The sequence below is a fragment of the Methyloversatilis sp. MC4-4 genome (assembly GCF_049843555.1).
GTDB classification, from domain to species: Bacteria; Pseudomonadota; Gammaproteobacteria; order Burkholderiales; family Rhodocyclaceae; genus Methyloversatilis; species Methyloversatilis discipulorum_B.
This window is the reverse complement of record NZ_JBBHZK010000003.1, coordinates 189,472-209,899: the sequence shown is the minus strand read 5'-3', so window position 1 is coordinate 209,899 and position 20,428 is coordinate 189,472. Positions and strand designations below refer to the sequence as shown.

The following is a 20,428-nucleotide window of genomic DNA, read 5'->3' as shown; positions in this document are numbered from 1 at the left end:
AGATGCAGAATAAAGCCGCGTCCGGAGACGGGGCGGCAAACACAAGCCCGAGCCATGAACAGACATCGTCCGACGCGAGTTGATTCCCTGCGCGTGCGCGCCTGCGCGCTGGCACTCTGCTGCGCGTCGTCGGTGGCTGCCGCAGATGACGAGAGCGCCGACCTGGCCGGGCTCGCGCTGGAAGATCTGCTGCAGATCAAGGTCACCACCGCCGCCCGCAAGCCGCAGTCGCTGCGCAGCACGCCGGCGGCGGTGTTCGTCATTTCGCGCGAGGACATCGAGCGCTCCGGTGCGGCATCGGTGCCGGAGGCACTGCAGATGGCCCCGGGCGTGCAGGTCGGGCGCATTTCTTCCGGCAGCTGGGCGATTTCGCTGCGCGGGGCCAACAGCCGCTTCGCCGACAAGCTGCAGGTGCTGGTCGACGGCCGCAGTGTCTATACGCCGCTGTTCTCCGGCACCGTGTGGGAAGACCGCGAACTGATGCTGGAGGACGTCGAACGCATCGAAGTGGTGCGTGGGCCCGGCGGCGCGCTGTGGGGCAGCAACGCAATGAATGGCGTGATCAACATCATCACCCGCCGCGCGCAGGACACGCAGGGCACGCTGGTCAGCGCCGCAGCGGGGACGGAACAGCGTGGCTGGCTTGCCGTGCGTCACGGTTTCAGCGTTGGCGACAGTCACAGCGGACGCATCTGGGCCAAGCGCCGCCTGAGCGACGCCAGCGACCGGCCGGATGGTTCGGCCGGCTACGACGACGGACGCAACACCGCCGGCGGTGTGCTCTGGGAAAGCCGGCTCGGCGGCGGCCATACCTTCACGCTGCAGGCCGGGGCGAGCAGCACGCGGCATGGCGAGGAACTCGATCTGACGCGCTATACCTTCGGCGGTGCACCGATACCCGGCCGTTTCGATTCGCAGGAGAACCATCTGCTGATGCGTTATGCCGGCATCGCCGACAGCGGTGCCGACTACTCGCTGCAGGCGTCCTACGCGCATTCGAGCTTTGCCGTCGACAACGCGGTCGGCCCGATCGACGACGCGCGGAATACGCTGGACATCGACTTCCAGCGGCGCGAGCCGCGGGGCGGTCGTCATGACGTGATCTGGGGCGCCAGCTACCGCCATACCTCGGACCAGCTGAACGTGCAGCTGATCGGCGGCTTCATCCAGCCGCCGAGCCGCAGCACTACCTGGACCAGCGTATTCGTGCAGGACGACATCACGCTGCTGCCGGAGCGTCTGCACCTGGTGCTCGGCGCCCGTGTCGAGGAAAGCAATCTGGACAAGCCGGAAGTGCAACCGACCGCACGCCTGATGTTCACGCCGGACGGCCCGCACAGCTTCTGGGCGGCGGCGTCGCGTACCACGCGGCAGCCGTCGCGTGCGCTGCGCGACTTCAACGCCGAACTCGGCCCCTTCCCGCAGCCGCCGCTGGCCGGCGGCTTCCGCATACGCAGCACTGGCGGGGGCCACGACATGCGCAGCGAAACCGCCACCTCGCTGGAGCTGGGTTACCGCTACCGCAGCGGCCCGCTGACCGTGGATGTCGCCGCGTTCGCGACGCGCTACCGTCATCAGGCCGAGTACGTGAATGTGTTCAATGGCGTGGTGGCGATGCCGGATCCCACCCTGCTGGCCGAGTTCGAAGTGCGCGCCAGCGACGACAGTCGCGCACACGGTCTCGAACTGGCGGCGGACTATCGCCCGGTCACCGACTGGTCGCTGCACGGCGCCTACACCTACACCGACTCGACGGCGCTGGACCGCACCTTTCGCGCCGACATTCCGCTGACCAACTTCTTCATCTACTCGGCCGATGCGCGACACCGCCTGTCGCTGCGGTCGCTGTGGAACCTGACGTCGCGGCTGAAGTTCGATGCCTGGCTGCGCCACAGCAGTCGGGTCGAACCAGCGGGGATTCCGTCGTTCTCCGATCTCGACCTGCGTCTGGCGTGGACGCCGCGCAGCGGGCTCGAACTGTCGCTGGTCGGACAGAACCTGCTGCACGCGCGTCGCGTGCATTACGCGGCGGACACGCTGCCGTCCTCTTCACTGGCGATTGAACGCGGCGCCTATGTGAAGGCGGTCTGGTCCTTCTGACATGACGCTCCGCACGCGCACCCGGGCTCGGCGCTGCCTGCGTTGGGTCGGCACCGTCGGCGCACTGCTGTGTGCGCTGGCCGGTCAGGCGCAGCCGCACCTGCCGGAGGAGCAGCTGAAGGCGGCCTTCGTGTTCAACTTCGCCAAGTACATCGAATGGCCGGCCGAGGAGGGCACGCTGGCGCAGATCGTTGCCTGCGTGATCGGCGATGCGAGCGCGATCGGCGACGCGCTGGGCGCCTTCCACGGACGGGCCGTCGCCGGGCGCACCTTCCACGTGAGACGCCATGTGCAGCCCGAGGAGCTCGATCGTTGCCACATCGCGGTGCTGAGCGACAGCAGCGACCGAGGGGTGGTGGCCGCGCTGAAGCACGTGCCGGCGCAGGCGGTGCTGACGGTCAGCGACGCCGACGGCTTCGTCGATGGCGGCGGCATGATAGGCATCGTGCGCAATGGCGACCGGCTGCAGTTCGACATCAATCAGGCGGCGCTGCAGCGGGCCAACCTGAAAGCCAGTTCGCAGCTGCTGAAACTGGCGCGCAACCTTGGAGCGCGGCCCCGATGAAGCTGCCACGCCTGTTCGCCGAGCCGCCCGATCTGCCGCTGCGCGCCCGGTTGCGCCGCGTGCTGCTGCTGTCGCTGGCGACCGGGCTGGTGATCAACTTCGTGCTCACCTCGCTCAACGGCCTGCTCGGCGAACGCGAGCGACTGGTGGATCAGCTCGACGCGACCGCGCGCATCATCGGTGCCAACAGCGCGTCGGCACTCGCCTTCAGCGACCCCGACGCGGCGCGCGGCACCCTGTCCGCGGTGTCCAGCGTGGAGGCCGTGACGCGTGCCTGGATACAGCTGAACGACGGCGTGCCCTTCGCTGCCTTCCCGCCGTCCGCGCCGCCGCCGCTGCCGGGGCAGCAGATCGACGAAATGACGGTGATCGGTGCGCTGTGGTCGCCCCGCCTGCTGTTCGCGCGGCCGCTGGTCGATGACGATCAGCGCCTCGGCGTCATCGTGCTGGAGGCCGATCTGCTGCCGCTGTGGAGCCGGGTTGCCACCACCATGCTGATCAATGGCATCGCCACTGCGCTGTCCTTCCTGCTCGCCTACCGGCTGTCGGCCGGCATGCAGCGGCGGGTGACCGATCCGGTGCAGGCATTGATCGCATCGGCGCGCCGGGTGGTCGACGAGCGTCGCTACGACGTGGCGGTGCCGCGCCTGGCCAATGATGAGATCGGCCAGCTCACCGATCGATTCAACGAAATGCTGCACGAGATCGCGCTGCGCGACGCCGAACTGCGCGGCCATCGCGACCGCCTGGAAAGCGAAGTCGAGGCGCGGACCAGCGAGCTGCGGGTGGCGAAGGAACAGGCCGAGGCGGCAAACGAGGCGAAGAGCCGCTTCCTCGCCAACATGAGCCATGAAATCCGCACGCCGATGAACGGTGTCATCGGCATGGCCGGTCTGCTCGAACGCACCCGCCTCGACGACCGTCAGCGGCGCTATGTCGAAGGTATCGCCGGCTCGGCCGAATCGCTGCTGCGCGTGATCAACGACGTGCTCGACTTCTCCAAGATCGAGGCGGGCAAGCTGACGCTGGAAAAGGTCGTGTTCTTTCCGCGCCAGGTGGTCGAGGATGTGGTCATGCTGTTCGCCGACAGCGCACGGGCACGTGGCATCGAGCTGTCGCTGCGCATCGATCCGGCGCTGCCGCGGGCGCTGATCGGAGATCCGCACCGGTTGCGCCAGGTGCTGGTGAACCTGGTGTCGAACGCGGTGAAGTTCACTGCGAGCGGTGAGGTACTGGTCGATGTGTCGACCACAGGCGCCGACCAGCAGGCACGGCCCGGTCGCGCCGTGCTGCATGTCGATGTGATCGATACCGGCGCCGGCATTCCGGCGGTGGCCGAAGCGGACATCTTCGAGGCCTTCTCGCAGGGCGACAGTTCGACCACCCGCCAGTACGGGGGCACCGGCCTCGGGCTGGCGATCACGCGCGAACTGATCCTGCTGCAGAAGGGGGCCATCGGTTTCTGCAGCGTGCCACGCTACGGCACGCGATTCTGGTTCGTGCTGCCGTTCGACATCGCCGGCGTGCGTTCGTCGTCGCCGCTGCCGCCGAGCACGGTGCGCCGGGTACTCGTCGTCGATCCGGTGCCGCGCGCTGCGCGGACGCTGGCGGACATGCTTGACGAACTGGGCGTCGAGCATGCGCGCTGTGCTGACGCGCACGGTGCGATGGCGGCGCTGATGCATGCGTACTTCTGCGGCCTGCCGTTCGACGCGGTGCTGTGTGCGCAGAAGCTTCCGGACGGCGATGCGCCCACGCTGGCCGGTGTGCTCGCGCAGCGCCTGGCCGAGCCGCCTCTGTTCGTCTGCGTGCAGGGCTTTGCCGACCCCGAGGTCGTCGAACCGCCAATGGCCACGCTGCGCAAACCGGTGCTGCGTGGTGAGCTGCAGTCCGTCCTGGGCGGCGACACGCCACCGCGCCATGTTTCGGCCGATGTCGCTCCATCGGCCGCCGCACCGGATGCGCGGCCGATTTCCGTATTGCTGGTGGATGACCATCCGGTCAATCGCGAGATATCGGTCGAGATGCTGCGCGAACTGGGCTATCGCGTCAGCACCGCGGACAACGGCGTCCAGGCGTGCGAAGCGGTCGAACAGACCGTGTTCGATCTGGTGCTGATGGATTGCCAGATGCCGGTAATGGACGGCTTCCAGGCGACGCGGCGTATCCGCGAATTCGAGCAGGACGCCGGACGGACCCCGGTGCCCATCGTCGCGCTGACGGCCAACGCCTTGCGCGGCGACCGCGAACGTTGCATCGAGGCCGGCATGACCGATTACCTGCCCAAGCCGCTGCCGCTGCGCGAACTGAACAGGATGGTGGTGCGCTACGTCCGCAAGGAGGGCGTGGCCGATGCGACGCCGATGGCGGGCGCGATGGCGGCGACCCTGATCGACGAAGTACAGTTGTTCAGCGTGCCCGGCATGCGCAGCAATGGTTCGGGGCTGATGACACGCATGACTGCGTTGTTCCGTCGCGAGTCGTCGATCAGTCTCGCGGCGATGCAGGCGGCCGCGGCGAGCGGCGACGCGCCGGCGCTGCGGGCGGCAGCGCATCGGCTCAAGAGCTCGAGCGGTGCGCTCGGGGCCCGCCTGGTCTATGAGAGGGCGCGCGAGATCGAGAACGCAGCCCGTACCGGCCGCGTCGACTTCGACGACGTGGCACAGCGCACATTCGAGCAGATTCTGCTGCAGACATGCAGCGCTCTGGAATATTTGATGACGACACAGGGCGCTGCATGCGCGCCGGATGCGACGGGAGCCGACGGTGATATTGCTGGTCGATGACGATGTGATGGTCCGCCTGATGGCGGCAGAGGCGCTGATCGCCTCGGGGTTCGAGGTGATGGAGGCCGCGGACGGCGAACAGGCGCTCGACCTGTTTGACCGCCACGAGTTCTCGCTGGTGCTGCTCGACGTGAGTCTGGGCGGCATCGACGGCTTCGAGGTGTGCCGACAGATGCGCGAGCGGCCGCACGGGCGTTCGCTGCCCATCATCATGCTCACCGGCATGGACGACACGCACTCGATCGACAGCGCCTACTCGCTGGGCGCCACCGATTTCGTCACCAAGCCCCTGAACTGGACCCTGCTCGTCTATCGTGTGCGCTACGCATTGCGTGCGGCTCACACCGTCGCCGACCTCGAAACGTCGGAGCGCCGGCTGGCGGTTGCCCAGCGCGTCGCCAGACTGGGCGGCTGGCTGTGGCATGTCGACGAGGATCGCTGCGAGCGCAGCAAGATCTGCCTCGACCTGTGGGGCGACACGCCCAGTTCGCTGCACGAGGAGCCCTTCGGTCTGCTGTCGCGCGTGCTCAGCCCGGACCGTCAGCATCTGCGCGAGGCGATGGAGCGCGCCCGCGAAGGCGAGGCCTACCAGATGAGTTTCCGCGTGCAGCGCGACGAGGGCACCGTGGTGACGCTGTACGAGCAGGCGCTGCCGGTGCGCGACGAATTCGGCCGCGTGGTGCGCATCGAGGGCGTCACGCAGGACGTGACCGAGCGCGAGCAGGCGCAGCGACGCATCCGCTTCCTCGCCTACCACGACAGCCTGACCGGTCTGGCCAATCGCCAGATGTTCCGTGAAATGCTGGACCACACACTGGCGCGCTCGCAGCGCACCGGCTCGCGCTGCGCGCTGCTCTATCTCGATCTGGATCGCCTGAAGCGCATCAACGACAGCTATGGTCACACGCTGGGCGACCAGATACTGCGCGAGGTGGCGAGCCGGCTGCTCGCGTCCATCCGCTCCGCCGATCTGGTGGCGCACGACGATTCGCTGCACGAGGAAGTGGTGGCGCGGCTGGGCGGCGACGAATTCACCGTGCTGCTGACCGATCTGTCGCGCGCCGAGGACGCCGCTCGCGTGGCGGCGCGCATCTGCGCCGAACTGGGGCGACCGCTGCAGGTGGCCCACGTCGAACTGGTGGTGACCGCGTCGATCGGCATCGCCATCTTCCCGGACAACGGCGCCGATCCGGAAACGCTGCTGCGTCACGCCGACATGGCGATGTACGCGGCCAAGCAGCGCGGACGCAACACCTACGAGTTCTTCACCGAAGCGATGCAACAGCAGGCGGTCGAACGGCTGTCGCTGGAGCAGGATCTGGCGCGTGCACTGGAGAGCGGTCAGTTCTCGCTGCATTACCAGCCGCAGGTCGACGCCGGCAGCGGCCGCATCGTGTCGGCCGAGGCACTGCTGCGTTGGCAACATCCGCAACGCGGCATGGTGTCGCCGGTGCAGTTCATTCCGGTGGCCGAGGAAACCGGCCTCATCGTGCCGCTCGGCGAGTGGGTGGTACTGACCGCCTGCCGCCAGATGGCGGAATGGCGTCAGGCCGGGTTGCCGGTGGTGCCGGTCGCGGTGAATCTGTCGGCGCACAACTTCCGCTCGGATTCGCTGCTCACGTCGATCGCGCACGCGCTGGAATCGACCGGCCTGCCGTCGAGCTATCTGCACGTCGAGTTGACCGAGAGCGCCGTGATGCAGGAGCCCGCGGCGGCGATGAAGACGCTGGGCGCGCTGAAGGCGATCGGTCTGAAGCTATCGATCGACGACTTCGGCACCGGCTATTCGTCGCTGTCCACGCTGAAGCAGTTCCCGATCGACCTGCTGAAGATCGACCGCAGCTTCGTCCGCGATCTGCCGGAAGACGGCAGCAGCGCGTCCATCGTCGAAGCCATTCTGGCGCTGGCGAATGCGCTCGGTCTGGGCGTCGTGGCGGAAGGGGTCGAAACGACTGCACAGCGAGACTTCCTGTGCAGCCGTCGTTGCGGCCTGATGCAGGGCTACCTGTTCTCGAAGCCGCTGCCGGCCGAGGGATTCGCCCAGCTGCTCGGGGCGGTGCCGCGCTACGCCTGAGCGGCACCGGTCAGGTTCAGCCCTTGCTGCCAGCCAGCACCATGTCTTCCTCGATCAGGACGTTGTTGCCATCCGGCACCACGGTGTCCACGCGGTAGATGCCACCGGGCACGGCGTCGGACAGCACGAAGATATAGGTCTTGCCGAGGTACTTCGGAAATTTCTGCTTGTTCGGATCGTCGCGGTAAGGCGTGATGCGATATTCCTTCGCGTCCACCGTCTTGCCGCCGAAGCTCACCTTGACCGGCGTGGCCTTCGGTCCTTCGGCCAGTGCCAGGCGAATGCGCTTGCGGAAGTAGTTCGACTTGCCGCCGGTCAGCCGTTCCATTTCACGGATGTCGCGTTCGAGGAAGCACATCAGGGCCGGGTTGCTCTGCGCGGCATCGATCTCCGGGATTTCGGTCTTGCGGACGCCGCTCAGACAGCTGGTGCTCACCTTGCGGGTGCCTTTTTCCTCGCTGACGCGCACTTCGACCGTGTCCTGAAACGCGGCCTCCTGGCTGCCGCTGCGCTTGAACGAATAGCTGAGCGTGGCCGGGGCCTTCACGGCCGACATCTGGTCGTTCATGAACAACTGCTTCTCGGCTTCGGTGATTTCCTGGCTCGGCTCTGCGTGAGCGATGCCGATCGATGCGAACAGCGCGAACAGCAGGGCGGGAAGGGTGGGGCGGAACTTCATGGTGACTCCTCGTGATTGCCGGGTCTGTGCCCGTTCTGGGGTGAATTCAGCACATCGTTGACGCGCCACCGGCGCAGGCGTTGACGCGCGCGTCGAGGGCTTCGACGGCGGTCGGCGCGATGCGCTCGAGGCGGGCGCGCGCACTGGCAAAGGCGGCCTGATCATTCGTCCGGTACTGCGCCACTGCCAGGTCGCTGATGAAAACGGGGTTGTTGCTTTCGAGTGCGTCGGCGCGTGCAAAGGCGGCTGTCGCGTCGATGCCGCGCCCGGCCTGTGCGCGGCCGAGCGCGTGCCAGGCGGAGGCATTGCGCTGATCGCCGGCGATCCAGTCACGCGCGAGGCGTTCCAGGTCGGCCCAACGACCTTCCGCTTCGAGGCGCAGCGTCTGCAGGAAGGCGGGCAGCGCCGGCTCCGGAGCGTCCCAGAACGGGCGGCCGTCGAGCGGTGCGACCTCCGGGCCGGGCGGCAACTTCAGCGCCTCGGCGATCCAGGCGACCGGTACGGAGAACTGATTGTCGGTGCCGGCGCGGAACTTGAACGTCATCAGGCCCACGAGGCGGCCGTCGCGGTCGAACATGCCACCGCCACTGGCGCCCGAGGTAAAAGGGGTGGTGCTCTGGATCACCTGCGCACCGTCGTGTGCATGTAGACGCAATACCGTTCCGTTGCTGACGCGTGGCGCCGCGCCGAGGATGTAGCCGAGTGCCACCAGCTCCTCGCCCGGCTTGAGCGGCGTGTCACGCAGCGGTACCGGTGGCACCTGTGCAGCACCCGGCACCTCGAGCAGGCACAGGTCGCGCGCGACCATCGCCCGCTGGCTGCTCACCTGCATGCGCTCGCCGTTGGACACCACACGCAGCGTGCTTGCTCTGGCAGTGACGTGACAGGCGGTGGCGATGACGCCCGGTGCCACCGCCACGCCGGTGCCGACACCCACGTTGCCGCGGGCATCGGACGCTTCCACCTTCAGCACGCTGGGGCGCAGGCTGATCAGCGCCGCGATGTCCCGCTCGCCCAACGCGCTCGCCAACGACGGCAAGGCGGTGAGCAGCAGGGTCGCGGTCAGGCGGAAGTACGTCGACACGACCCGGGTCTCAGCGATCTGCCGCGGTGTGGCTGGCCTGCGATTCGTCGATCAGCGGCACACCGTAGGAGGTCAGGATGGCCTGGATGCCCGGCAGGTTGCGCTGGACGGACTCCTCGATCTTGTTCTTCCAGTCCTTCTCGCCGTAACGCACCGCCATCGTGATCGCGTAGTCGAACTTGACGTTGTTTTCCGGCGGAAAGCCGACGGTGACCAGGTCAGTGGCGCCGGAATTCTTCGCGAAGTAGCCGGCGATCGGACCCCAGGCCATCGCGACGTCAAGCTTGTCAGCGACCAGATCCTTCTCGACGATTTCGCCCGGGTAGGCGCCCGGATCGCCGGACTGGCGCTGGTACGAAATGGCCTGGTCGAACAGCTTGTTGCGCAGCAGCCAGTCCACCGGCGGCGTCTGCGAGAACACGCCGAACTTCAGCTTGGACAGTTTTTCAGGCGGCAGCTTGAGCAGGTCGTCCGGCACCTTCACGTCGTCCAGACCGCGCCCCTTCTTGAACACCATCGCGTAGGTCGAGCGGTAGTAGGGCTTGATCGTGGCGCCCATGTCGAAACCGACCGGGACACCGACGATGAGGTCGCACTTGTACTTGCCCGGAATCTTCTCGTGCTTGGCGCGCAGCGTCATGCGCACGAAGCCCATGCGGTGCGGGAAGAAGGCGTATTCGAGGCTGTAGCCGAGATCCTTGGCCAGAAGCTCGGCAATCTTGTTTTCGTAACCTTCGCCCTTGTCGTTCGACAACGGCAGATTGTTCGGGTCGGCGCAGACACGCAGCACCTTGTCGTCGCCGGTTTCGGCAGAAGCGAGCGGCGCGGCGAGTGCGGTGGCGGCAGCCAGGGCGAGGGCAGCGGACAGTCGATACTTCATCTTGGGGTCTCTCCTCCGTGTCTATATGGCGTGATGTCTTTTTTATCGAAGGGGTGGCGGGCGCCAAACCTTCAAGGTGACAGTCTGACATCGACCGAGGGGATTTTGTTTTGTGAATTCCGGTGATTTGTTCCACGCGCGCGATGCGCGGGGCGCCTTCACGATCGGTGGCAGCAGGGCGGATGCGCTCGGTCCAGGCGCCATCCGGGCAAAAAAACTGGCACCTGCGTTGCCGCGAGGTGCCAGTTCAGGATCAGACGGGAGAGCGCCTCAGACGCCCTCCTTGTGCTGTGCCGGATTACGGCAGTGCGAACACCGTCATCACGCCACCCAGTTCGGTGTAGCTCGCCAGTTCGGCGTAGCCACCCACGGCGCCCAGACCATCGGTCGGCTTCTCGAGACCGGCTGCCAGACCGATACCGGCCCAGCCACCAATGCCCGACAGGATGCCGATGTACTGCTTGCCCTTGTATTCCCAGGTGTTGACGTTGCCGATGATGCCGGACGGCGTCTTGAACTTGAACAGTTCCTTGTTGATGTCGTCAGCATCGACGCACTTGAGGTAGCCCTCGAGCGTGCCGTAGCAGGCGATGCCACCGGCCGTGACCAGGGCGCCCGACCACACCGAGAACTTCTCCGGCTTGGACTGGACGATCTTGCCCTTGCCAGCGTCCCAGGTGATGAAGTTGCCCATGCCGCCGTGGCTGCCCGGGGCCGGGAACATCGACAGGGTGGCGCCGACGTACGGCTGGCCAGCGGTGTACTCAACGCGGAACGGCTCGTAGTCCATGCAGACGTGGTTGGTCGGCACGTAGAACAGGCCATTCTTCGGGCTGAACGCAGCGGGTTGCTGGTCCTTGGTACCCAGAGCTGCCGGGCAGACGCCCTTCGTGTTCACGTCTTCACCGTTCTGACGGGTGGAGTACTTGGCCACGACTTGCGGACGGCCGGTGTTCATGTCGACGTGGGTCGCCCAGTTCACCTTCGGATCGTACTTCTCGGCCACCAGCAGTTCGCCGGACACGCGGTCCATCGTGTAGGCGAAGCCGTTACGGTCGAAGTGGACCGCAACCTTGCGCTTCTTGCCCTTGACATCGACGTCAGCCAGGATGACTTCGTTGATGCCGTCAAAGTCCCACTCGTCGTGCGGGGTCATCTGGTAAACCCAGCGTGCCTTGCCGGTATCGACATCACGGGCCCACAGGGTCATCGACCACTTGTTGTCACCCGGGCGCTGCGACGGGTTCCAGGTGGAGGGGTTGCCCGAACCGTAGTACATCAGGTTCTCTTGCGGGTCGTACGAGTACCAGCCCCAGGTCGTGCCGCCACCGATCTTCCACTGGTCGCCCTGCCAGGTCTTCAGGGACGAATCCTTGCCCACCGGCGCCATCTTGCCGTTGGTCCAGGTCATGGTCTTTTCCGGGTCCATCAGCATTTCTGCGTCGGGGCCGGTCGAGTAGCCCTTCCACACCTGCTTGCCGGTGTTGATGTCGTAGGCAGCGACGTAGCCGCGGATACCGAATTCACCGCCGGAGATACCGGTGATGACCTTATCCTTGAACACGTGCGGGGCGTTGGTGTTGGTGCCACCAACCTTCGGGTCGCCGTTCTTGACTTCCCACAGCTTCTTGCCGGTCTTGGCGTCGAGCGCGACCAGCATGGTGTCTGCCTGCTGCAGGAACACCTTGCCTTCGGCGTAGGCGAGACCACGGTTAACCGTGTCGCAGCACATCACCGGGATCACGGACGGATCCTGCTTCGGCTCATACTTCCACTTGATCTTCTGGGTTTCCAGATCGATTGCGAAAACCTTGTTGGGGAAGGGGGAGTGCACGAACAGGGTGTCGCCGATCACCAGCGGGCCGCCTTCGTGACCGCGCAGAACGCCGGTCGAGAAGGTCCAGGCCACCTTCATGTTCTTGACGTTGCTCTTATTGATCTGGTTCAGCGTGCTGTAACGCTGGTTCTCGAAGTTGCCAGCTTGCATTGCCCAGTTTTTCGGGTCTTTGATCAGCTTGGCGACGTCAGCGTTAGCGAGCGCAGTGCCCGGGATGGCCAGTGCGGCGACCCACAGGGGCAGTTGTTTCATCTTGCTAGACATAGGCTCCTCCTCATTGCTACCAAAATGTGACCGGACCCCATGTCGAAGGCTCCGGCCGCTGTTGCCCTGCGACGCCCATAAGTGCCCCCGGGCGTCGAGGTAATGAAGATATAGCACACGATTTTTGAACAGCGGGAAGTTTTCCCCGCAAGATCTTAAAATTTTAAACTTGACGAAGATTGATGAACGTGCTCCCTGGCTTCCAAATTGCGTTTGGTCGGGATGATTGCCCTCGCTTGTGGCGCGCTGCAACATGGAAAAAATCGCTGGATGTTGCAGCGCGCAACAGCGCCGCCGACACTGTGTCACGCCGGAACGTTCCGGAACGGAACACTTGGTGTTGCTTAAAAATGAGGCAGTCTGGACGAAAAAAAACGGCACTTCGCGGATAAGCGAAGTGCCGCTCGATCACCGGCCGCTCGGGCCGGTTGTCCAGGACAGACAGCGGATCAGGGCAGTGCGAACACCGTCATGACGCCACCCAGCTCGGTGTAGTTGGCCAGTTCGGCGTAGCCGCCGACGGCGCCCAGACCGTCGGTGGATTTCTCCAGGCCGGCTGCCAGACCGATACCGGCCCAGCCACCGATACCCGACAGGATGCCGATGTACTGCTTGCCCTTGAATTCCCAGGTCGTCACGTTGCCGATGATGCCGGACGGGGTCTTGAACTTGTACAGTTCCTTCGTGATGTCGTCGGCGTCGACGCACTTGAGGTAGCCCTCGAGCGTGCCGTAGCAGGCGATGCCACCGGCCGTGACCAGGGTGCCCGACCACACCGAGAACTTCTCCGGCTTGGACTGGACGATCTTGCCCTTGCCGGCGTCCCAGGTAATGAAGTTACCCATGCCGCCGTGGCTGCCCGGGGCCGGGTACATCGACAGCGTCGCGCCGACGTAGGGCTGGCCCGCGGTGTATTCGACGCGGAACGGCTCGTAGTCCATGCAGACGTGGTTGGTCGGGACGTAGAACAGACCGTTCTTCGGGTTGAACGACGCCGGCTGCTGGTCCTTCGTGCCGAGTGCGGCCGGGCAGATGCCCTTGCTGTTCACGTCCTCGCCGTTCAGGCGGGTCGAGTACTTGGCAACCACCTGCGGGCGGCCGGTCACCATGTCCACGTGGGTGGCCCAGTTCACCTTGGGGTCGAACTTCTCGGCCACCAGCAGTTCGCCGGTCACGCGATCCAGCGTGTAGGCAAAGCCGTTGCGGTCGAAGTGGACGGCAACCTTGCGCTTCTTGCCCTTGACGTCGATGTCGGCAAGGATGACCTCGTTCACACCGTCAAAGTCCCACTCGTCGTGCGGGGTCATCTGGTAAACCCAGCGCACCTTGCCGGTGTCGACGTCACGCGCCCACAGGGTCATCGACCACTTGTTGTCGCCCGGACGCTGCGACGGGTTCCAGGTCGACGGGTTGCCGGTGCCGTAATACATCAGGTTTTCCTGCGGGTCGTACGAGTACCAGCCCCAGGTCGAACCGCCGCCGATCTTCCACTGGTCGCCCTGCCAGGTCTTCAGCGACGAATCCTTGCCTACCGGCGCCATCTTGCCGTTGGTCCAGGTCATCGACTTTTCCGGGTCCATCAGCATTTCTGCGTCGGGGCCGGTCGAGTAGCCCTTCCACACCATCTTGCCGGTGTTCAGGTCGTAGGCGGTCACACGGCCGCGCACGCCGAACTCGCCGCCGGAAATGCCGGTGATCACCTTGTCCTTGAACACGTGCGGAGCCTGGGTGTTCGTCTCGCCGATCTTCGGATCGCCGTTCTTCACGTCCCACAGCTTCTTGCCGGTCTTGGCGTCGAGCGCGACCAGCACGGTGTCGGCCTGCTGCAGCAGGATCTTGCCTTCGGCGTAGGCGAGACCACGGTTAACCGTGTCGCAGCACATGACCGGAATCACCGACGGGTCCTGCTTGGGCTCGTACTTCCAAACGATCTTCTGGGTTTCCAGATCGATCGCGAACACCTTGTTGGGGAAGGGCGAGTGCACGAACAGCATGCCGCCGATCACCAGCGGGCCGCCCTCGTGGCCGCGCAGCACACCGGTCGAGAAGGTCCACGCCACCTTCAGATCCTTGACGTTCTTCTTGTTGATCTGGTTCAGCGTGCTGTAGCGCTGGTTCTCGAAGTTGCCGGCCTGCATGGCCCAGTTCTTCGGATCCTTGATCAGTTTCGCCAGATCGGCGTTGGCCATCGCTGCGCCCGGAACGGCGAGCGCGGCGAGCCACAGGGGCAGTTGTTTCATCTTCACGGACATGGGGTGTTTCTCCTCGTTGCTTTCCCAATGGCCCACGCCTGAACGGCCCGGACCGGCGGCCCCCGCCGGAGCCCATAAGTGGCTCTCTGTTGACGGGTTATGGACTTATACATCGCAGAATGCAACGACGGGATGGAATCCCCCGAGCAAGAGCCTGGATGCCCCGATGTCGGGACAGATTCACGGTCAAAACGGGGATATATCCCGGATTCAAGGGGTTGGCGGAGGCGTCCGTGCCGCTGTCATTCGAGCGGGACGCCGACCGGAATCCGGGGTGTGGCGATATGCAACGTCTGCCGGCAGACGCGGGCCGGAGCGCCGGCTCAGCGCCGGAAACGGTCCGGGCGGAAACCCCAGGCGAGGCTGAGCACGCCGAGCAGCGCCGGCAGCCAGCCCAGACGGGTCGGCACCGACTGCGTGCGACCGAGTTCGGGATCGGTCAGCGCGGCCGCCAGTCCGTCGGCGTCGGCCAGCGTGTGGTAAGCCATGCCGGTCTGCGACGCCAGTTCGCGCAGGTGCGGCGACTTCAGACTGGACAGATGCTCGGTGCCGGCGACCACCGCCTGCTGTGCCACGGCCTGACCGGACTCGTCCACCATCGCCTCGCCATTGGCGCTCGAGCCGGTACGCCCGCGCGTCGCCGTGTCGGTCTGCGACACCTCGTCGGCACGCCAGTAGCCGAGCGGGCGGCCGTCCGGATCGAACTTCGGGATCGGGCTCAGTGCACTGCCACCGGTGCCGACGATGAGCCCCTTGACCGCGCCCGGTTCGCCGTCGAAGGAGGGGCGTATCTTCGGGTGCAGCGGCGGCGCCTCGTGACCGTCGGTGACGAACACCAGCGACGGCTTCTGTTCCAGATCCTTCAGCGCACGGATCGATGAGAACAGGCCTTTCGACACCTCGCTGGCGCCGGCCCAGGACATCTGCCCGTCGATGCTGGACAGCGTCGCCAGCAGTTCGTGATAGTTGCTGCACACCTCGACCGGCGTCATCAGCGCCAGCAGCCGGTACTCCGAGAACACGCCCCAGCCGATGCGCGAACCGCAGGGCAGGGCGCGCAGCGACTCGGCCAGGCTGTGCTTGGCATAGGTCAGGCGGTCGACCGGCTTGCCGTCCAGCTCGTAGTCGCGCGTGTTCATGCTCTGCGTGATGTCCAGCACCACCATGTGCGTGTAGCTGCGACCCGGCAGCGACACCGGCGGCAGCACGGCGGCGAGCCCGAACAGCAGCACCGCCACCGTCAGCGGCCGCGCCTGCGGGCTGCGCGCACGCGCCAGCAGTTGTCGCGTCGTCGCGATCATGGCAGGCCCAGCGTGAAGGCTTTCATCGTCGTCACCGCCCGCTCGCTGTTCTGCGGCAGCGGCGGGCCTTCCTCGATCGCGCTTTCGCGCTCGGGTGCCAGGCGCAGTGCCCGTTCGAGGTTGTACTTGGCGTCCCAGTGCTGCGGGTTCAGACGCAGCAGCTCGCGGTAGCTCGACTTCGCCAGCTCGGCCAGCGGCAGCGACTTGCCTATGCTTTCCGGCCCGAACTGCAATGCTTCACGCAGATGCAGGTTGCCGAGGTTGTACAGCACCGACTGCAGCAACGCGCCGTCGGTGCTGCGCGACAGATCCTTGTAGGCGCGCACCGCGCCCTCGTAGTCGTTGCGCGCCGCCAGCGACAGCGCGCGCGCGAACTCGGCCTGCGGGGTGTCCTGAGTCGCGGCAGCATCGATGCCGCTATCGACCAGACGATTGAAATCGCGGGCCTTGGACAGGCGGTAGCCCTCCCAGGCCGCCACCGCGACGCTGACCGCGATGCCCGCGGCGAGCAGGGACGCGACACTGCGCAACTTCATGACTGCAACTCCTCTTTCCATGCCGGCCGCGTGATCAGACGGCAGGCCAGTGCGATCGCGCCGGCGAGCAGAGCCAGCGCGAAGCACCAGCCCGAAAAATCGCGCCGCGGAATGCGTTCGACGTAGTCGAGCGGCAGGTTCTGCTGACGATCGACCTCGGCCACCGCCTGCTTGACCGCCTCCGGGTCTTCGGCCTCGAACGCCTCGTAGGGCACGCCGGTCGATTTCAGGAACTTGTGCAATGCCGCCTCCGGCACGTTGCCGTCGTTCTCGTCCGCGTTCAGGCCCAGGCTCAGCGCCGAGCGGATAAACACCCAGTAGACGGCGACGCGGTTGCGTTCGAAGGCGCGGCGGATCTTGCCGCGCATTTCGTCGTCGATCTGCGCTGCGCCGTCCGACACCAGCAGCAGGATGCGGCTGCCGGAATAGGCGCGGCGGTCGAACTGTTCGGCGCCGGCCAGCAAGGCGCGGCCGATGTCGGTCTCCGACAGACCGCGGCCGATGCCGCCGGCCTCGATGCCGGCCTGCACCACGTCGCCGTGCTGGGTGAAGGGCACGACCAGCATCGGCGACGAGCTGAACAGCAGCAGCGAGTAGCGATCCTCGGGGCGTCGTGCCGCGAACTCCGCGAGCAGGCGACGCGCCACCTTGCCCTTGGCCTCCGCCGTGGTGTCGATCGACGGTTGCCGGCCCTTGGGCAGCAGCGGTTCGTCCATGCTGCGGCTGCGGTCGAGCACGATGACGATTTCGGCGCCGCGGCCGGTGCGCTGCTGTTCGGTTGCCGGCTGGGCCAGCCCGGCCAGGCCGAGCACCGCCGCCACGATGGCGAGCGCAGCGGCGATGCGACCGCCGCGCAGCACGGCATTACCCAGCGCATCGCGCGGCAGCCAGTCTATGCAGCCGTAATCGAGCGAATGGCGTCGCCGCGGCCACAGCGGCAGCAGCGCCAGCGGCAGCGCGAGCAGCCACAGCGGCGCGGTCAGTTCGAGCGCACCGGGCCACAGGTTCAGGACCAGATCGTTCATGCCAGCGCGCTGCGTTCCAGTTTCGCCGCCTGCGCACACAGCGTGCGCGGCTCCACGCCGTCGACCGCACGGTCGGCGAAGAAGCGTGTCTGCGAAGCCTCGAAGAAGCGGCGCAGGTCGGCTTCCAGCGGGGCCAACCACGGCGCGCGGGCGAGCAGCAGCGGCAGGTTGTGATCGCGCACCACCTGGCCGGCGGTGTCGTCGAGCGCGCGGTGCAGCCGGCGCCAGACCTCGATCGAACCGGCATCCAGCCGCGCGATGTCGCGCTGGGCACGCGAGAACGGCAGGCGCCGCCGCGCGTTGAACTGGCGCAGCAGGGCCAGGGCGGCCCACAGCGCCACCAGCAGCGCGCCCGCATACAGCGCGGCGTGCAGCCCGCGTTCGTAGGGCGCGGTGTCGATGTGCGGCGCCGGGTCGTCCGGTCGCATCTCTTCCAGTCCGGCGCGCGCCAGCACCACATTGGGCGTGAGCGGCGCCACCGTCAGCGGCATCGGCGTGGTCTGCAGGCGGCGACCCGATACCGCGGTTTCGATGTCGAGCGCGGGCAGTTCGATCGCGCGCAGCTCTTCCGGCACGTTGATGATCTGGTAGTCCAGCACCAGCCAGCGGCGGCCGGCCGCGTCGCGCTCGATACGTGCGTCGCGGCGCTCGAACCAGTTGCCGGTGCGCTCCAGCGGCGGCAGCGCGCCCAGTTCGAGCGGTTTGCCGTCGTATTCCAGCACCACCCGCTGCGTCACGATGTCACCGATGACGTAACCGAAGGGGCGCAGCGGATCGACCTCAGGATTGACGGCCGAGATCGCGGGCGCAGCCGGTGCGGCCACGTCGGCCGCCGGTTCGGCCGGCGCTGCAGCGGGCTCGGCGGGGGCCGCAGCCGGGTCCGGCGGCGGCGGAATGACGTAGCCGGTGGGCTGCGGCGGCGTGTCCGGAGCAGCCGCTGCATCGGTACCGGCGGCAGGTGCCGGCGGTGTTGTGTCCTGCGCCTGGGTGGCGCCACAGCAGATCAGGGCCAGCGCCGCACAGGCGCTCAGCAGGCGCAGTCTCCAGAAGGAAGGCATGTCAGACGGCCTCGAAGAAATAGCGTGACAGCGCGTCCGCGTCGAAGCGGCCGGTCATGTAGAAGGGGCGGACACCGCGCGACGAGAACAGTTTTTCGAGCGCCTCGCGCCGCTCGGCGAAAGCGTCCTCCCAGCGGCGGCGTATCTGCGGCCGCAGCCACAGGCCGCGGCGGCGTCCGCTCTCGATGTCGCGCAGCGCGAGCAGACCTTCGCCCTCCGGCGCCTTCGGCTCGACCTCGTCCCAGATCACCATCGGCACGACGTAGGCGTGCGACAGCAGGTCGAGTGCGGCCGAAGTCTGTTCCAGTGGCGCGTGGAAATCGGAAGCGAGGAAGACCAGCGCCTGCTTGCCGGCGATGCGCGAACAGGCCTGGAAGATGCCGGCGGTCGAGGGCTGGTCGGCGCGGGCGCGGGCCAGCGATTCGGCCATCATGACGCCGGCGCCGCGCGAATGCATCGGCGCCAGCATCAGGTCGGTACGCTCGCTCGCGTCGTAGGCCAGCATGCCCAGCGCGTCGCCGGTGCGGAACACCGAGTCGCCGAGCGACAGCGCGAATTCCGACATCCGCTGGATCTTGCTCGCCGCCGAGCCGAAAGCCATCGATGCCGACACGTCGGCCAGCAGATAGACCGGAATGCCAGCGCGCTGCCGGTTCACCCGCACCAGCCAGCGCCCTTCCGGGTCGCGGATGCTGGCGCGCAGGTCGAGCCGTCGCGGGTCCGGCCGGTCGAACAGCGTCTGGTGGGCGATGAATTCCTGGCCGCTGCCGGTGGTCGAGCTGCGGTGCGCGCCCGGGCGCTGGCCGCCGACCCGCATCGGCATGCGGTAGTGAAAGTCGCGCTGGAAACTCATGGCGGCGGCGTGACTCAGGGCGTGGCGACCCGCTCCAGCATCTGCGCGATCAGCGCATCGGCCAGTTCGGCGCGGCGCAGTTCGTACACCGGGGTGAAGAAGACGCGATGCACCAGCGTCGACGGCAGCACGGCGCGGATGTCTTCCGGCGTCAGGTAGTCGCGTCCGCTGAACCAGGCGACCACGCGCGCGGCGCGCATCAGCATGCCCATGCCGCGCGGGCTGGCTCCGGCCAGGATCAGCCGCGACATATCCACGCCTTCGATCTGCAGGCCGTACTTCACCGGGTCGCTGGTGGCCGCCCAGATGTCCATCGCGTAGCGCTGCAGCGCGTCGGAGGCGGTCACCGCCCGCTGGATGGCGGCGCCTATCGTGTTCATCTGCATCCAGTCGACCACGCCCGGCGTCACCGTGTCGATCAGCGCGTCGGTGTCGTGGAAGCGCGGATCGAACACCAGTGCGCGCCGGGTGTCGTCGTCCGACGGCGTCAGCATGCGCAGTTCGAACATGAAGCGGTCGCGTGCCGCGGAGGCCAGCTCGAAGGTTTCTTCCTTCTCGACGCGGTTGCGGTCGGCGAAAACCGTCATGTGCGGAAAGCTGTACTCGCGGTTGAAGGCGGACAGCGTGCGCTCGGCCATCGCGCGCAGCAGCAGCGACTGCACCTGCGGGCGGGCGCGGTTGATCTCGTTGAAGAAGAAGGTGGTCAGGCGTTCGCCGTGACGCAGCAGCGGACCGGGCTCGATGCGCGGCTTGCCCTCGCTATCTACATAGGTGTGATAGACGAGGTCGTTCGGCATCAGGTCGACCGTACCCTCGACGCGCTCGAAGTCGCCGCCGATGGCGCGGGCGAAGGCGCGCAGCACAGTGGTCTTGCCGACGCCGACGTCACCTTCGAGCAGCACGTGGCCGCGGGCGAACAGCGCAACGTTGATCAACCGGAGCGTGTCGTCCTGCCCGACCACTGCGCGACGCACTTCCTCTTCCACGCGCAGCGCGAGGCCACGCCAGTCCTGCAAGGCTTCCTGAGAGAGCATTAGCGGAGATTCCTGCTCGATTTATGGGTACGGGAAACGCGACGCACGATACAAGGTTTGTGTCCCGTCTGCATGCTGCAGCGCGAGGCATCTGTCTCAT

15 protein-coding genes are annotated in these 20,428 nt (G+C 66.5%); 4 read left to right on the top strand and 11 right to left on the bottom strand.

The window, feature by feature from the left end; translation table 11 throughout:
• Positions 1 to 54 precede the first annotated feature (54 nt).
• The 4 genes from WDZ97_RS14000 to WDZ97_RS13985 are packed head-to-tail and all read left to right on the top strand — an operon-like array spanning position 55 to position 7,525.
• Positions 55 to 2,100: a TonB-dependent receptor plug domain-containing protein gene (locus tag WDZ97_RS14000; RefSeq protein WP_425763147.1), complete on the top strand. Its 2,046-nt coding sequence runs from the start codon at positions 55 to 57 to the stop codon at positions 2,098 to 2,100.
• Between the two features lies 1 nt (position 2,101).
• Complete coding sequence (locus tag WDZ97_RS13995) at positions 2,102 to 2,665, top strand: YfiR family protein (RefSeq protein ID WP_425763146.1); 564 nt, start codon at positions 2,102 to 2,104, stop codon at positions 2,663 to 2,665.
• Positions 2,662 to 5,451 carry a response regulator gene (locus WDZ97_RS13990; protein ID WP_425763145.1) on the top strand — a complete coding sequence of 930 codons (2,790 nt, stop codon included), beginning with the start codon at positions 2,662 to 2,664 and terminating at the stop codon, positions 5,449 to 5,451. The genes WDZ97_RS13995 and WDZ97_RS13990 overlap by 4 nt, the downstream gene beginning before the upstream one ends.
• Complete coding sequence (locus WDZ97_RS13985; protein WP_425763144.1) at positions 5,432 to 7,525, top strand: putative bifunctional diguanylate cyclase/phosphodiesterase; 2,094 nt, start codon at positions 5,432 to 5,434, stop codon at positions 7,523 to 7,525. The genes WDZ97_RS13990 and WDZ97_RS13985 overlap by 20 nt, the downstream gene beginning before the upstream one ends.
• 16 nt (positions 7,526 to 7,541) lie before the next feature.
• On the opposite strand, the gene WDZ97_RS13980 is transcribed toward WDZ97_RS13985, so the two are convergent.
• The 11 genes from WDZ97_RS13980 to WDZ97_RS13930 form a co-directional block, all read right to left on the bottom strand.
• Positions 7,542 to 8,204, bottom strand: a complete 663-nt coding sequence (locus WDZ97_RS13980; protein ID WP_304000382.1) for a hypothetical protein — start codon at positions 8,202 to 8,204, stop codon at positions 7,542 to 7,544.
• Positions 8,205 to 8,250: 46 nt separating this feature from the next.
• A complete protein-coding gene (locus WDZ97_RS13975; RefSeq protein WP_425763143.1) occupies positions 8,251 to 9,288 on the bottom strand; it encodes a S1 family peptidase in 1,038 nt (345 codons plus the stop codon).
• Positions 9,289 to 9,298: 10 nt separating this feature from the next.
• Entirely contained in the window at positions 9,299 to 10,168 is an 870-nt protein-coding gene (locus WDZ97_RS13970) for a quinoprotein dehydrogenase-associated putative ABC transporter substrate-binding protein (RefSeq protein WP_425763142.1), read from the bottom strand.
• 298 nt (positions 10,169 to 10,466) lie between these two features.
• A complete protein-coding gene (locus WDZ97_RS13965) occupies positions 10,467 to 12,269 on the bottom strand; it encodes a methanol/ethanol family PQQ-dependent dehydrogenase (RefSeq protein ID WP_425763141.1) in 1,803 nt (600 codons plus the stop codon).
• A 449-nt stretch (positions 12,270 to 12,718) separates the two neighbouring features.
• The gene (locus WDZ97_RS13960) at positions 12,719 to 14,521 is read right to left on the bottom strand and encodes a methanol/ethanol family PQQ-dependent dehydrogenase (RefSeq protein WP_425763140.1); all 1,803 of its coding nucleotides are present in this window, start codon (positions 14,519 to 14,521) and stop codon (positions 12,719 to 12,721) included.
• A 323-nt stretch (positions 14,522 to 14,844) separates the two neighbouring features.
• The gene (locus WDZ97_RS13955; protein WP_020165748.1) at positions 14,845 to 15,822 is read right to left on the bottom strand and encodes a VWA domain-containing protein; all 978 of its coding nucleotides are present in this window, start codon (positions 15,820 to 15,822) and stop codon (positions 14,845 to 14,847) included.
• A complete protein-coding gene (locus tag WDZ97_RS13950; protein WP_425763139.1) occupies positions 15,819 to 16,358 on the bottom strand; it encodes an MxaK protein in 540 nt (179 codons plus the stop codon). Before WDZ97_RS13950 ends, WDZ97_RS13955 begins: the two co-directional genes overlap by 4 nt.
• Complete coding sequence (locus tag WDZ97_RS13945; protein ID WP_020165746.1) at positions 16,355 to 17,383, bottom strand: vWA domain-containing protein; 1,029 nt, start codon at positions 17,381 to 17,383, stop codon at positions 16,355 to 16,357. The genes WDZ97_RS13950 and WDZ97_RS13945 overlap by 4 nt, the downstream gene beginning before the upstream one ends.
• A complete protein-coding gene (locus tag WDZ97_RS13940; protein ID WP_020165745.1) occupies positions 17,380 to 18,441 on the bottom strand; it encodes a hypothetical protein in 1,062 nt (353 codons plus the stop codon). Before WDZ97_RS13940 ends, WDZ97_RS13945 begins: the two co-directional genes overlap by 4 nt.
• 1 nt (position 18,442) lies before the next feature.
• On the bottom strand, positions 18,443 to 19,294 hold the full coding sequence (locus WDZ97_RS13935; protein WP_419543639.1) for a DUF58 domain-containing protein: 852 nt from the start codon (positions 19,292 to 19,294) through the stop codon (positions 18,443 to 18,445).
• A gap of 14 nt (positions 19,295 to 19,308) precedes the next feature.
• Positions 19,309 to 20,328: an AAA family ATPase gene (locus WDZ97_RS13930; RefSeq protein ID WP_019916915.1), complete on the bottom strand. Its 1,020-nt coding sequence runs from the start codon at positions 20,326 to 20,328 to the stop codon at positions 19,309 to 19,311.
• Positions 20,329 to 20,428: the final 100 nt, after the last annotated feature.